Origin of the sequence: Pseudomonas sp. 18058, from assembly GCF_902706155.1 — a bacterium.
In the GTDB taxonomy this organism is placed as follows: Bacteria; Pseudomonadota; Gammaproteobacteria; order Pseudomonadales; family Pseudomonadaceae; genus Aquipseudomonas; species Aquipseudomonas rustica.
In genome coordinates this window covers 90,137-102,259 of record NZ_CACSJY010000014.1, presented here as the reverse complement: position 1 = coordinate 102,259, position 12,123 = coordinate 90,137, and the positions used below count along the sequence as shown (strand labels likewise).

At 58.3% G+C, this 12,123-nt stretch carries 10 protein-coding genes and 2 pseudogenes; 9 read left to right on the top strand and 3 right to left on the bottom strand.

What is annotated here, in order from left to right; all coding sequences use genetic code 11:
• Window positions 1-140 precede the first annotated feature (140 nt).
• The 6 genes and pseudogenes from GVL50_RS10365 to GVL50_RS29420 all read left to right on the top strand — a co-directional run bounded on the left by GVL50_RS10365 (window position 141) and on the right by GVL50_RS29420 (window position 5,595).
• On the top strand, window positions 141-1,082 hold the full coding sequence (locus GVL50_RS10365) for a fatty acid desaturase (protein WP_159812796.1): 942 nt from the start codon (window positions 141-143) through the stop codon (window positions 1,080-1,082).
• Window positions 1,083-1,225: 143 nt separating this feature from the next.
• On the top strand, window positions 1,226-2,017 hold the full coding sequence (locus tag GVL50_RS10360; RefSeq protein ID WP_159812794.1) for a phosphate/phosphite/phosphonate ABC transporter substrate-binding protein: 792 nt from the start codon (window positions 1,226-1,228) through the stop codon (window positions 2,015-2,017).
• 187 nt (window positions 2,018-2,204) lie between these two features.
• Window positions 2,205-2,732 carry a sigma-70 family RNA polymerase sigma factor gene (locus tag GVL50_RS10355; protein WP_159812792.1) on the top strand — a complete coding sequence of 176 codons (528 nt, stop codon included), beginning with the start codon at window positions 2,205-2,207 and terminating at the stop codon, window positions 2,730-2,732.
• Window positions 2,729-3,742: an ABC transporter substrate-binding protein gene (locus GVL50_RS10350; protein ID WP_159812790.1), complete on the top strand. Its 1,014-nt coding sequence runs from the start codon at window positions 2,729-2,731 to the stop codon at window positions 3,740-3,742. Before GVL50_RS10355 ends, GVL50_RS10350 begins: the two co-directional genes overlap by 4 nt.
• A gap of 533 nt (window positions 3,743-4,275) precedes the next feature.
• Window positions 4,276-5,052: pseudogene (locus GVL50_RS29425) on the top strand (PAS domain-containing protein); the annotation flags it as partial.
• A gap of 3 nt (window positions 5,053-5,055) precedes the next feature.
• Window positions 5,056-5,595, top strand: coding sequence for a methyl-accepting chemotaxis protein (locus GVL50_RS29420; RefSeq protein WP_246541585.1), 540 nt, complete (start codon window positions 5,056-5,058; stop codon window positions 5,593-5,595).
• Between the two features lie 117 nt (window positions 5,596-5,712).
• Here the strand turns inward: GVL50_RS29420 and GVL50_RS10340 are convergent, their stop codons facing one another.
• Together GVL50_RS10340 and GVL50_RS10335 are read right to left on the bottom strand one after the other, a co-directional pair.
• Complete coding sequence (locus GVL50_RS10340; protein ID WP_159812787.1) at window positions 5,713-7,131, bottom strand: MFS transporter; 1,419 nt, start codon at window positions 7,129-7,131, stop codon at window positions 5,713-5,715.
• A 125-nt stretch (window positions 7,132-7,256) separates the two neighbouring features.
• Window positions 7,257-7,697 carry a PACE efflux transporter gene (locus tag GVL50_RS10335; RefSeq protein WP_053122973.1) on the bottom strand — a complete coding sequence of 147 codons (441 nt, stop codon included), beginning with the start codon at window positions 7,695-7,697 and terminating at the stop codon, window positions 7,257-7,259.
• Window positions 7,698-7,818: 121 nt separating this feature from the next.
• Here GVL50_RS10335 and GVL50_RS10330 point away from each other — a divergent pair.
• A pseudogene (locus GVL50_RS10330) lies at window positions 7,819-8,691 on the top strand (LysR family transcriptional regulator).
• Window positions 8,692-8,812: 121 nt separating this feature from the next.
• Here GVL50_RS10330 and GVL50_RS10325 read toward each other — a convergent pair.
• The gene (locus GVL50_RS10325) at window positions 8,813-9,844 is read right to left on the bottom strand and encodes a LacI family DNA-binding transcriptional regulator (RefSeq protein ID WP_053122969.1); all 1,032 of its coding nucleotides are present in this window, start codon (window positions 9,842-9,844) and stop codon (window positions 8,813-8,815) included.
• A 215-nt stretch (window positions 9,845-10,059) separates the two neighbouring features.
• Between GVL50_RS10325 and GVL50_RS10320 the strand changes: the two genes are divergently transcribed.
• Together GVL50_RS10320 and GVL50_RS10315 are read left to right on the top strand one after the other, a co-directional pair.
• Window positions 10,060-10,593: a gluconokinase gene (locus GVL50_RS10320; protein WP_159812785.1), complete on the top strand. Its 534-nt coding sequence runs from the start codon at window positions 10,060-10,062 to the stop codon at window positions 10,591-10,593.
• A gap of 82 nt (window positions 10,594-10,675) precedes the next feature.
• Window positions 10,676-12,031: a GntP family permease gene (locus GVL50_RS10315; RefSeq protein WP_159812783.1), complete on the top strand. Its 1,356-nt coding sequence runs from the start codon at window positions 10,676-10,678 to the stop codon at window positions 12,029-12,031.
• Window positions 12,032-12,123: the final 92 nt, after the last annotated feature.

Below are 12,123 nucleotides of genomic sequence, written 5' to 3'. Positions count from 1 at the left end.
CCAAGAAAACCGATATTTTCGGTCATTGATCACGCCTTTCGGAAGCCCGGTTCTCGGGCTTCCCTGTTGATCCAAAATAATCTGCAAGATTCTCGGTGGTCGTTGCACAGAAAGGGAAGGAACCCGCTGCGAGCAACGCCATGTCTCATTATTTCGACGCCGCCCACCGTCAACACATCGAAACCCTGCGCCAACGTTTTACCGCTCGCAGCGACTGGCCGACCTGGCTGTTGTTGATCGGCGTGTATGGCGGCTGGTTTGCAATCATGTTGAACAGCCACTGGCTGGGACGGGGTTTAAGTACCGTGCTGCTGATTCCGCTGCTGGTGCTGTGGCTGTCGGTGCAACACGAATTGCTCCATGGTCATCCGACGCGCTGGATTCGCTTCAATAAAATTCTCGGCTATGCGCCGTTTGCCGTGTGGTATCCGTACACGCTGTATCGCGACAGCCATCTACTGCATCACCGCGATGAGGATCTGACGGTGCCCGGTGTCGATCCGGAAAGCCGTTACCTGACGCGGGGGCGCTGGCAGGGCAGTTCGCTGTTTGAACGCAGCTTGCACTGGCTGAATAAAACCGTGCTCGGGCGTTTCGCCATCGGTGCGCCGTTGGGCTTGCTGGCGTTGGCGAGTGAAGAATTGCAGCGGCTGAAAAACCGTGAGCGCCAAGCCTGGCTGATGTGGCTGACGCATGGCGCGTTCACGCTGCTGATGTTGTGGTTTATCGCGCGCTACAGCGTGTTGCCGGTGTGGCATTACCTGTTGTTGATCAGTGTGCCGGCGCTGTCGATTGCGATGATCCGCTCCTACTATGAACATCGACCGCACGCGCAACCGGAGCAGCGCACGGTGCTGAATGAAGCTGGGTGGCCGTGGCGCTGGCTGTTTCTTAATCTGAATTTTCATCTGGTGCATCATGATTTGCCGGGGCTGGCGTGGTACGACTTGCCCAGGGTCTATCGCGCACATCGTGAGCAATGGGTGGCGAGGAGTGGCGGGTTTCTGGTGCAAGGGTATGGGCAGTTGTGGCGGGAGCATGGCGTCAGACCGATCGATAGTCCCGAGCATCCTTATCACTAACCTCAGGCCCCCCACACAACCCCCTGTGGGAGCGGGCTTGCTCGCGAATGCGGTGGGTCATTCAAAGTATTTTTTACTGATTCACCGCTTTCGCGAGCAAGCCCGCTCCCACAGTTGGAAATTTGTTGTCAGGAAATATGCGTATGACTCAACACCACGCCGAACTCCTCATGTACACCGCCCCCGAGCCCATCCGTGTGGCCAACGAGCGCTGGCTCGCGCGCATCCTTGACCACCTCGGTCACACGCGCCTGAGCGCTGAAACCCTGTCACTGCCCGAACTCTGGTTATCCCCCAACTTGCTACTCACACAAACCTGCGGCTATCCATTGATGACGGCATTAAAAGGCCAGGTTCGTGTGATCGGCCGCCCACGCTACGAACTCCCGGACGCGAGTGCCGGCAACCATTGCAGTCTGATCCTCAGCCGCGCCGATGACTCACGCAAAACCTTGCCAGCCTTTCGCGACAGTCGCGGCGTGATCAACAGTGAAGATTCCAACAGCGGCATGAACCTGTTGCGCCAACGCCTCGCCCCGTTGCATCGCGATGGGCAATTCTTCTCCACGGTCGGCATCAGCGGCGGTCACCGTGAAAGCCTGCGCTGGTTGCGTGAAAAGCGCGCAGATCTCGCCGCCATCGACAGCGTCACCTACGCCTACCTCGCGCAGCATGCGCCTGAGGAAGTCAGGGGACTACGTGTTGTTGGACGCAGTGCGTTCAGTCCGACGTTGCCTTTTATCACCGTCGCCAGTGCTACAGACGAACAGATCGAGCGGCTGCGACAAGTGATGAATCAGTCGTTGCACGAACTTCCGGATGTTGTGCAAACGTTGGGATTGCCTGAGGTGTTGGCGGCGGGAGAGGGTGATTATCAGGTGGTGCTCGACTATCAGCGTGAGGCTGAGGAGTTGGGGTATGGCCGCTTGCGTTGAAAGATCGCAGCCTTCGGCAGCTCCTACATAATCCTGTAGGAGCTGCCGAAGGCTGCGATCTTTTGATCTTGTATTCCATAATCGAATATAAAAATGAAATTTAAATATTATTAATGCATAAGGCGCCTTGCTACGATCGCGCCACCGGAACACCGGACATTCAGCGACCCCTAACCCAGGAGCCCCTATGTCCGGCGCCGACCTTTCCCACCGCCAACACCTGGCCGGCCTGTTCCGCGCCCATCACCACTGGCTTTGCACCTATCTGCGTCGGCATCTGTACGACGCGGCGAGCGTTGAAGACATCGCCGCCGAAACCTTCGCGCAACTGCTTGAATCATCATCCCTGACCGCGATCCGCGAACCCCGCGCCTTGCTCACCACCGTCGCGCAACGCCTGCTTTATCAACACTGGCGCCGCGCGGATTTGCAGCGTCGACATCTGCAAACATTTGATGAGGAGGGCACCGCGTCGCCCGAACATCTCGCGCAACTGTCGCAAACCCTGAAGCGCCTCGATCACACCCTGCAACGCCTGCCCGGCAAAGTCCGTTCGACCTTTCTGCTCGCCCGCGTCGATGGCCTGACCTACCCGCAAATTGCTGCCGAACTGGGCATCTCCCAGCGCTCGGTCAGCGTGTACATGACCCGTTCCCAAGCCCTGTGCGATCGCCACAGCGCCAACCAATTCCTACAAGACAAGAGGTCTGCATGAGATCGATCAAAACCCTGCTCGGCGGTTCGCTGCTGGCGCTGAGCCTGAGCGTCGGCGTTGTTTCAGCGGCGGAGAAATCCGCGCCGATTCACTTCGGCGACATCACTTGGGAGAGCGGCAGTTTTATCACCGAAGTGCTGCGCCTGATTGTCGAAAAAGGCTACGGCTACTCGACCGATACGCTGCCGGGCAGCACCGTCAGCCTCGAAGCAGCGTTGGCAAAAAACGATATTCAAGTGATCGGCGAAGAGTGGGCCGGGCGCAGTCCGGCGTGGGTGAAGGCTGCTGCTGAAGGCAAAGTATTCGGGCTCGGCGATACAGTGAAAGGTGCCACCGAAGGCTGGTGGGTGCCGGAATACGTGATCAAGGGCGACCCTGAGCGCGGCATCAAACCCTTGGCGCCGGAACTGAAATCGGTGGCGGATCTGCCGCGCTACAAAGACCTGTTCCGTGATCCCGAAGACCCGAGCCGTGGGCGTTTCCTCAACAGCCCGACGGGTTGGACATCGGAGATCGTCAACACTCAGAAGCTCAAGGCGTATGCGCTCAACGACAGCTTCGTCAACTTCCGCACCGGCTCCGGCGCGGCGCTGGATGCCGAGGTGGCGTCGTCGATCAAACGTGGCAAACCGGTGCTGTTCTACTACTGGTCACCAACGCCGCTGCTCGGGCGTTTCAAACTGGTGAAACTCGAGGAACCGCCGTTTGATGCCGAAGCCTGGAAGACCTTGGCCGATGCCAATAATCCGAATCCCAAAGGCACGCGGTCGATGCCGGCGAGTCTGGCGATTGGCGTGTCGGCGCCGTTCAAGGCGCAGTACCCGGAGCTGGTGACGTTTTTTGAGAAGGTCGACTTGCCGATTGATCTGTTGAACCAGACGCTGGCGGGGATGAGTGAAAAACGTTTGCAACCGAGGGTGGTGGCGCAGACGTTTTTGCGCGATCAGCCGCAGGTGTGGAAATCGTGGGTGCCCGCAGAAGTGGCTACCAAAGTCAGCACCAGCCTCTAATTCCCAACGCCGCCCCCCCCCCTGTAGGAGCTGCCGAAGGCTGCGATCTTTTGATCTTGAAAAAATCAAAGTCCAAAGATCGCAGCCTTCGGCAGCTCCTACAGGGGGCTGTTCATTTTCCGCTGAACCGATTCTTGTGCAAAAAGTCCTCACTACTGGCCGACTAGTGGCCTTGCGCAAGGTTTTGCGCTAGCTATGCTGCTCTGTAACTAACTATGTCGACCGTGCACGGTTAGTCTGCAAATTCATGCTGCCAGAGTGCGCAACCCAAGGCACCGACACTGAACCAACAAGGAGCGTTTTTTAAATGGAAGTTCTTCAACGCGTTAGGGCTGGCCCGCGAGCGGGCTATCAAGAGAAGGATGTCTTGATTAGAGCGTCGCTGCATGGACTCTCCGATTGACCATCATTTATCACCTGACAACTTCCTCCCGTGGAGGAATGCGTGTGCCTGTTCTTTGGAACGTAGTGGTGGATCGTGAAAGACCTGAACTTTCATCAAATCAAAAGTCCGCGCGGAAGGTGATACAACCATGTTTAACCTACATCACAAGGCTGACCTGCTGGAAATCGAACGATTCAGCTGTGCCTTGACCGAGGCCAATGCCAAGTTGGCTGCGATCAGCCGTTCGATGGCGATGATCGAATTCACCCCCGACGGCATCGTTCTGGATGCCAACGAAAACTTCTGTAAAACCATGGGCTATGGCGCCGATGAAGTGCGCGGCAAACATCACCGGATCTTCTGTGAGGAAGCGTTTTACCGCAGCGAGGAATACGCCAAGTTGTGGCGCGACCTGGCCCGTGGTGAACCGATCAGCGGGACGTTTCTGCGTTTGAACAAAAGTGGCAAGGAAGTCTGGCTCGAAGCCAGTTACATGCCGGTGTATGGCCCGGACAAGCAAGTTAAAAGCGTGATCAAAGTCGCGTCCGACATTACCGCGCGGATTAACAAGGAGCATGAAGAAGAAGCCATGCTCGCGGGGATCGGTCGCTCGATGGCCGTGATCGAGTTCACCCCGGAAGGCAATGTCATCACCGCCAACGACAACTTTCTCAAGACCATGCAGTACTCGCACAACGAAGTCGTTGGGCATCACCACAACATGTTCTGCCACCGCAGCGAATCCGAATCGTCGCAATACAAAGCTTTCTGGGCTTCGCTCAATCGCGGCGAATATCACTCGCACCGTTTCGAGCGCAAGAACAAGTCCGGGCACATGGTTTACCTCGAAGCCTCATACAACCCGCTGTTTGATGCCAAGGGCCGCTTGTACAAAGTGGTCAAGTTCGCCAGCGACATCACCCAACAAATGACCACGCTGCAGAACGCTGCGGAATCGGCCCACAGCACCTCGGTACAAAACGACGCCTGCGCGCAAAAAGGCTCACAAGTCGTGCAGCAAACGGTGCAGATCATTCAGGACATTTCCCGCGACCTCAACGAAGCGGCAGTCAGCATCGATGCGGTGAGCAAACAGTCAGACATCATCGGCACCATCGTCCAGACCATTCGCGGGATTGCCGATCAGACCAATTTGCTGGCGCTCAACGCCGCGATCGAAGCGGCGCGTGCCGGCGAGCACGGGCGCGGGTTTGCCGTGGTGGCGGATGAGGTGCGAAGCCTGGCGGCAAGAACGAGTCAGGCTACTTTAGAGATCGTCGACGTTGTACGGCGCAACCACGACCTGTCGCTGAGCGCGGTGTCGAGCATGCAGTCGAGTCTCAGCCGTACCGGACTTGGTGTGGAGCTGGCGAACGAGGCGGGGGCAGTGATTCAAGAGATTCAGCAAGGCTCACGTCACGTCGTCGATGCCATCAGCCAGTTCAACGAAACCCTGCAACTGAACTGACACCACACCGCCCCCTGTAGGAGCTGCGGCACGCTGCGATCTTTTGATCTTGATCCTATAAATTCAGATCAAAAGATGAGGATCAAAAGATCGCAGCGTGCCGCAGCTCCTACAGGATCAGGCAATGTTTTCCAGCGCCAGATTACGCGTGCGCGGGCCGAAGTAGCCGATGGTCAGCATCACGATCAACATGCTGCTGGCAATGAACGCCAACACGCCGGGCGTGCCAAAACTGTCGAGAAAAAAGCCGATCAGCAGGCTGCTGAACACCGTCGACAAACGACTGAACGAATAGCAGAACCCTACCGCGCGGGCGCGAATGTTGGTCGGGAACAGTTCGCTCTGGTACGAGTGATAACTGAAGCTCAGCCAGGCGTTGCAGAAGGTGATCATCACCCCGCAAAAGATCAGCCCGAAGGCACTTGTCTGCAGCGCGAATAACGTACCGAAGGTCATCGCACCGAGGGCCGAGCCGACGATCTGCCATTTGTTCTCGAAGCGGTTGGCGAACTTGACGAACAGCAGCGGCCCGAGCGGGTAGGCGAGGGTGATGATGAACGCGTACATCAAACTGTGGGTGACGCTCACGCCCTGGCCGGACAGCAGCGCCGGCAACCAATTGCCAAAACCGAAAAAGCCGATCGCTTGAAAGACGTGGAAGACGATCAGCATCAAGGCGCGGCGGCGATAGGGCGGTTGCCAGATATCGGCGAAACGACCCTTGCCTTCAACATCGACCGACACGGTTTCCGGCATGTCCAATGGCTGGCCATGATCCTTCTCGCAGCGTGCCTCGATGTTATCGAGAATCCGGTTGGCTTCGTCGAATCGACCGTGCTGCGCCAACCAGCGCGGCGACTCCGGCAGACGCTTGCGCAACCACCAGATAAACAGCGCAAACACCGCGCTGGCCAACACCACCCAACGCCAGCCGGACACACCGAACGGCGCCTGCGGCACCAGCCACCACGACATCAACGCCACCGCCGGCACCGACAGAAACTGCACGAAAAACGCGAAGGCGAATGCGGAACTGCGCATGCGCTTGGGCACCAGTTCCGAGAGGTAAGCGTCGATGGTCACCAACTCGATGCCCAAACCGATGCCGACCAGAAAACGCATGCAGATGATGCCCAGCGCCGAACTCTGAATACCCATCAACACCGTCGCCACGGTGTACCAGACCAGCGCGAAGGTGAAGATCGCGCGGCGACCGAAGCGATCCGCCAGCGGACTGAGCAGACTGGCGCCGAGGAACAGGCCGAGAAACGTCGCCGAAGCGAACGCCGCTTGATCGGAGAAACCGAACACGCCCTGATTGCCGGTGGCGAAGATGCCGTCGCGGATCAGTCCGGGGCTGATGTAGGCGGTCTGGAATAAATCGTAGAGTTCGAAGAAACCACCGATCGACAGCAGCGCCACCAATCGCCAGATCGTCGCGACAGCGGGGAGACGGTCGATACGGGCGGAAACTTCGGCAGCGCGGATCGGGTCGATGCCGTCGCTTTGCGCGGCGGCGGGGGCGTGTGCAGTCATGGGCAGATCCATTTTTTATTGATGGAAAAGCTTAGCCTGCTATCGGAAACCACGGATTGTGAAGATCAGCGATTTGCGCCGGAAAACTGCTGATTTCTTGCAATATCTGCTTACGAATTAACGATTTATGCCGCAGCCGCCGAATCCGGCAGTGCCGAGGCCGGCAAACCGAAAATCCGGTCGAACAGCCAGTTGAACGCGAACGTGTAGCACGGGATGAAAATGATCAGCGCCAGATCCAGCAGAAATGCCTGCACCAGGCTGATGTTCATCCACCAGGCAATCAACGGAATCAGGAACACGATCAAGGTCAGTTGAAAACCGATGGCGTGGGCGATGCGGCGTTTCACCGTGCGCGTGCGCGACACCTGACGGCTTTCCCAGCGCTCGAACAATGAGGTGTAAATGAAGTTCCAGGTCACGGCGATGGTGGTGATGATCACCGCGAGTGGCCCGGTGCTGCCCGGCGAAGTGCCCGACAACAGCGCCAGACCGAGGGCGGAGAAGGTCATGCCGATCACTTCGTAAAGCGACACGTAGACCAGTTTGCGTTTGACGCCTTGCATGGGAATTGCCTCTTTCTTGCCGTTTGTTGGCCAGCGGGACTGGCGAAGGCGACGAAAGATAGCTTCAATAGGGCTGACAGAAAAAGTCAGTAGCTTTCAGTTTTGGTGATAGGTAGATGAAGTGAATTTCAACAGCGATAGCATCGAGTTGTTTCTTGCGGTGATTGAGCGCGGCTCGTTTTCGGCGGCGGCTCGGGCATTGGGTCGGGTGCCATCGGCGGTGAGCATGAGTATTGGCAACCTTGAGGCTGAACTCGGTTATCTGCTGTTTGACCGCAGTCATCGCGAGCCACAACCCACGGCGATGGCGCTGTCGTTGGTGCCGCACGCGTGACTGATCGCCGAGCAACTCAAGCAACTGCAAGTGCACGCGGTGGAGTTGTCGTTGGGGCTGGAGAGCAAGTTGTCGATTGGCGTGGTTGCGGACATTGATCGGCGGCGTTTGCTCGCGGCGATCAAGGTGATCGCCGAGCGTCATCCGCTGCTCGACATCGAAGTGCTGACCGCGCCGCAGGATGACGTTTTGGCGATGCTGCACAGTGGTCGTGTCAGTGTGTGCCTGGCGTTCGCCGGGTTAAGCATGAACGTGCTGGAGCGTTTTCAGTTCGTCGGCAGCGAACGGATGATCGCCACGCTGGCGGCGGACAGCCCGTTGTTGCGGGGGCAGGATTTGTTTCTGGAAGATCTGGTGCATGTGCGGCAGATCATCGTCGCCAGTCGCGACTTGCCGATCAGCGAGACGCGGCCGTTGGTGGCAGAGTCGTATTGGCGCACCGACAGTCTTGAGACGGCGATGGAGATGGTTGAGGCGGGATTGGGCTGGGGCAATTTTCCGTTGTCGGTGGTGCAATCGCGACTGGATAACGGCCGGCTGAAACGCCTGAATTTCCGCAACATCGAAAACGGTCTGGTGATGCCGGTGCATGCGGTGTGGCTCAAAAGCCAGCCGCTCCAGAAAGGCGCACTGGCCCTCGTTGATCTGTTGAGTGGTTGATTGCTCCCACGCTCCGCGTGGGAACGCAGCCCGGGACGCTCTGCGTCCCTTCACCGCCGAACGCGGAGCATCCGTTGAGGCATTCCCACGCAGAGCGTGGGAATGATCGGATTGCGAAGCGTCAGGTACTTTCGCGAATCTTCAGTTCGAAGCCCATGTCTTCCACCGGGCGCGCGACCGAGTTGCCGGCCATCAACGTCAACATCTGCTCCGCCGCGCGCCGCCCGATCGCCTCACGTGGGGTGTTGATGCTGCTCAAGCGCGGCACCATGTGTTCGGACATCGGCAAGTCGTTGAAACCGAGAATCGCCACCTGCTCGGGAATCTTGATGCCGTTGCGCAGCGCTTCTAATAAAGCACCTTGCGCCAAATCGTCGTTACCAAAGAAGATCGCATCAACATCCGGATGCGCCGCGAGCAACTGCAAAAACAATTCCCCACCCAAGCCCACCGACGAAGCACGCGGCGTCAGCACTTCCAGATCCGGGTCGTAACGCCCGGCCTTCTGCAGTGCTTTGCGGAAACCCTCACCGCGCAACAACGTACGTTGATCGAGTTGCGCGCCAATGTAAGCAAGACGCTTGCGCCCACGAGAGAGCAAATGCTCAGCCGCCGTCTCCCCGGCACTCAACTGCGAAAACCCGACGCAATTCACCCCGGCAGCGCTGTCGAGTTCCATCATGTACACGCAGGGAATGTTGCTCGCCTCAATCATCCGCCGCGAACTTTCCGTGCGATCAAACCCGGTCAGCAGAAACCCGCGCGGCTGGTACGCCATGTAATTGCGCAGCAGGTTTTCTTCTTCATCGCGGGAATAGTGGAAGTTGCCGATCAGTACTTCGAAGCCCTTGGGCGTGAGCACCCGATGAATGGCTTCCAGCGTGTCGATAAACAAAAGGTTGGATAACGATGGCACCAAAACCACCACCGAATGGCTCTGCGCCGAGGCCAGAGCGCGGGCGGCAGGGTTGACCACGTAGTTGAGTTCGAGGGCGGCTTTGCGGACTTTTTCTACCAGTTCGGTGGCCACGGTGCTGACCCCACGCAAGGCGCGGGAGGCGGTAATCGGACTGACACCGGCCAGGCGGGCAACTTCATTCAGGGTGGGACGGCCGGTGGTGCGGGTATTTTTATCGTTTTTAGGGGTGGTCATCGACGGCTTGCCAAACAAAAATCAAGGCACTAAGGTAGCGCTGTCCTGATGCAGCTGTAAATGCGTAAGCGAGGTCCTGCCTGATCTTCGCTTTTTGGCGTTGGGCGCAAACCTGCTGCAACCCAAAAAAACGACAAGAAGGCGTCGGCAACTTCTGCCTGTGCACTAGAGTCATAGCTAGCAAAGGTAGCGCTGTCTGCGCGCTGAGGTGTTATATGAGTCATCCCATCACCGCCCTGGTCATCATGGGCGTTGCCGGTTGCGGCAAGACGTGCGTCAGCGAGGCCCTGTGCCAATTGAGCGGCGCCACTGCCATTGAAGGCGATACTTTCCATCCGGCCGCGAACATCGAAAAGATGAGCGCGGGGATCCCCCTGAACGACGACGACCGCGCCGGCTGGCTCGACAGCCTGTGCGTCGAATTGCGTCGCGTCGATGCGCTGGGCAAACGCCCGGTGCTGACCTGCTCGGCCCTTAAACACAGTTATCGCGAAGTGTTGCGCAGCGCCTTGCCGGGCCTGGGCTTCGTGTTTCTTGAGTTGACCCCTGAAGTCGCCGCTGAACGTGTGTCCCACCGTCCGGGCCACTTCATGCCGGCCACGTTGATCGAAAGCCAGTTCGCCACCCTCGAATCGCCAGTAGGCGAGCCGTTGACCCTGGCGCTGAATGCTTCGATCCACAACGTTGAAGAACTGGCGTCGCAGGCTCACGTCTGGTGGCAGGCCCACGGTCTGAAACAGGCGGTATGAGTGTGTTGAAAGAGATAGCGCTGTCCTCACGATTTCTGTTTAACCCGCTTTAATAACAACAACAATCCAGGAGACACCCCCAATGTTTGGCATGTCCCACGACGCGTTTCTGCTGCTTGATGCAGTGGTCACCGTGATCGGACTGATTGTCCTGATCACCAAGTTCAAGCTGCACCCGTTTATTTCCCTGACCATCGCTGCCGCGTTCCTCGGTCTGACCTCCGGCATGCCGATCGGCACCATCATCAAAGCGTTCCAGGACGGCTTCGGTGGCGTGCTCGGTTTCGTCGGCATCATCCTCGCGCTGGGCACCATGCTCGGCAAAATGATGGCTGAATCGGGCGGGGCGGATCAGATTGCCCAGACCCTGATTCGTGCGTTCGGCAAGGACAAAGTCCAGTGGGCGATGATGTTCGCCGCGTTTCTGGTCGGCATCCCGCTGTTCTTCGAAATCGGTTTTGTTCTGCTGATTCCACTGGTGTTCATCGTGGCGCGCCGCACTGGCGTGTCGATCATCAAGATCGGTATCCCGCTGCTCGCCGGTCTGTCCGCCGTGCACGGTCTGGTGCCACCGCACCCGGGCCCGCTGCTGGCTATCGGCGTGTTCGGCGCGGACATCGGCAAGACCATTCTTTATGGTCTGATCGTGGCGCTGCCAACCGCGATCATTGCCGGTCCGATCTTCGGTACCTTCATCGCCAAGCACATTCCGGGTCACCCGAATCAGGAACTGGTCGATCAATTGGCCCGTGAAAACGATGACTCGGCGAGCCTGCCGAGCTTCGGTATCACCCTGGTTACCGTGCTGCTGCCGGTGTTCCTGATGCTGCTGAAAACCTTCGCCGACGTCGCGCTGCCGGACGGTCACTTTTTCCGCACCTGGATGGACATGATCGGTCACCCGATCTCCGCACTGCTGCTGGCGTTGCTGCTGTCGCTGTACACCTTCGGTCACAAACAAGGCATCGGCTCGCAACAGATGCTCAAGTGGCTGGACGCAAGCCTGGCGCCAACCGCCGCGATCATTCTGATCATCGGTGCGGGCGGTGGCTTCAAGCAGATGCTGGTGACCAGCGGCGTGGGCGACGTGATCGGCCACATGGCGGTCAGCGCACAGATCTCGCCGATCCTGCTGGCATGGCTGGTGGCGGCGGTGATCCGTATCGCGACTGGTTCGGCAACTGTGGCGACCATCACTGGCGCGGGCATTGTGGTGCCGGTGGTGGGGATGATTCCGGGCGTTAACCGTGAGTTGCTGGTACTTGCGACCGGCGCCGGTTCGTTGATCCTGTCGCACGTGAACGACGCCGGTTTCTGGCTGGTGAAGCAGTACTTCAACATGACCGTGGCCGAGACGTTCAAGACCTGGACGGCGATGGAAACCATCCTGTCGGTGGTTGCGTTGGGCTTCATTCTGCTGCTGTCGCTGTTCGTTTAAGCGCTTCTTGCAGACACAAAAAAACCGCAGCGATGCGGTTTTTTTGTGGGTGATCGTTCCCACGCTCTGCGTGGGAATGCCTCAATGGACGC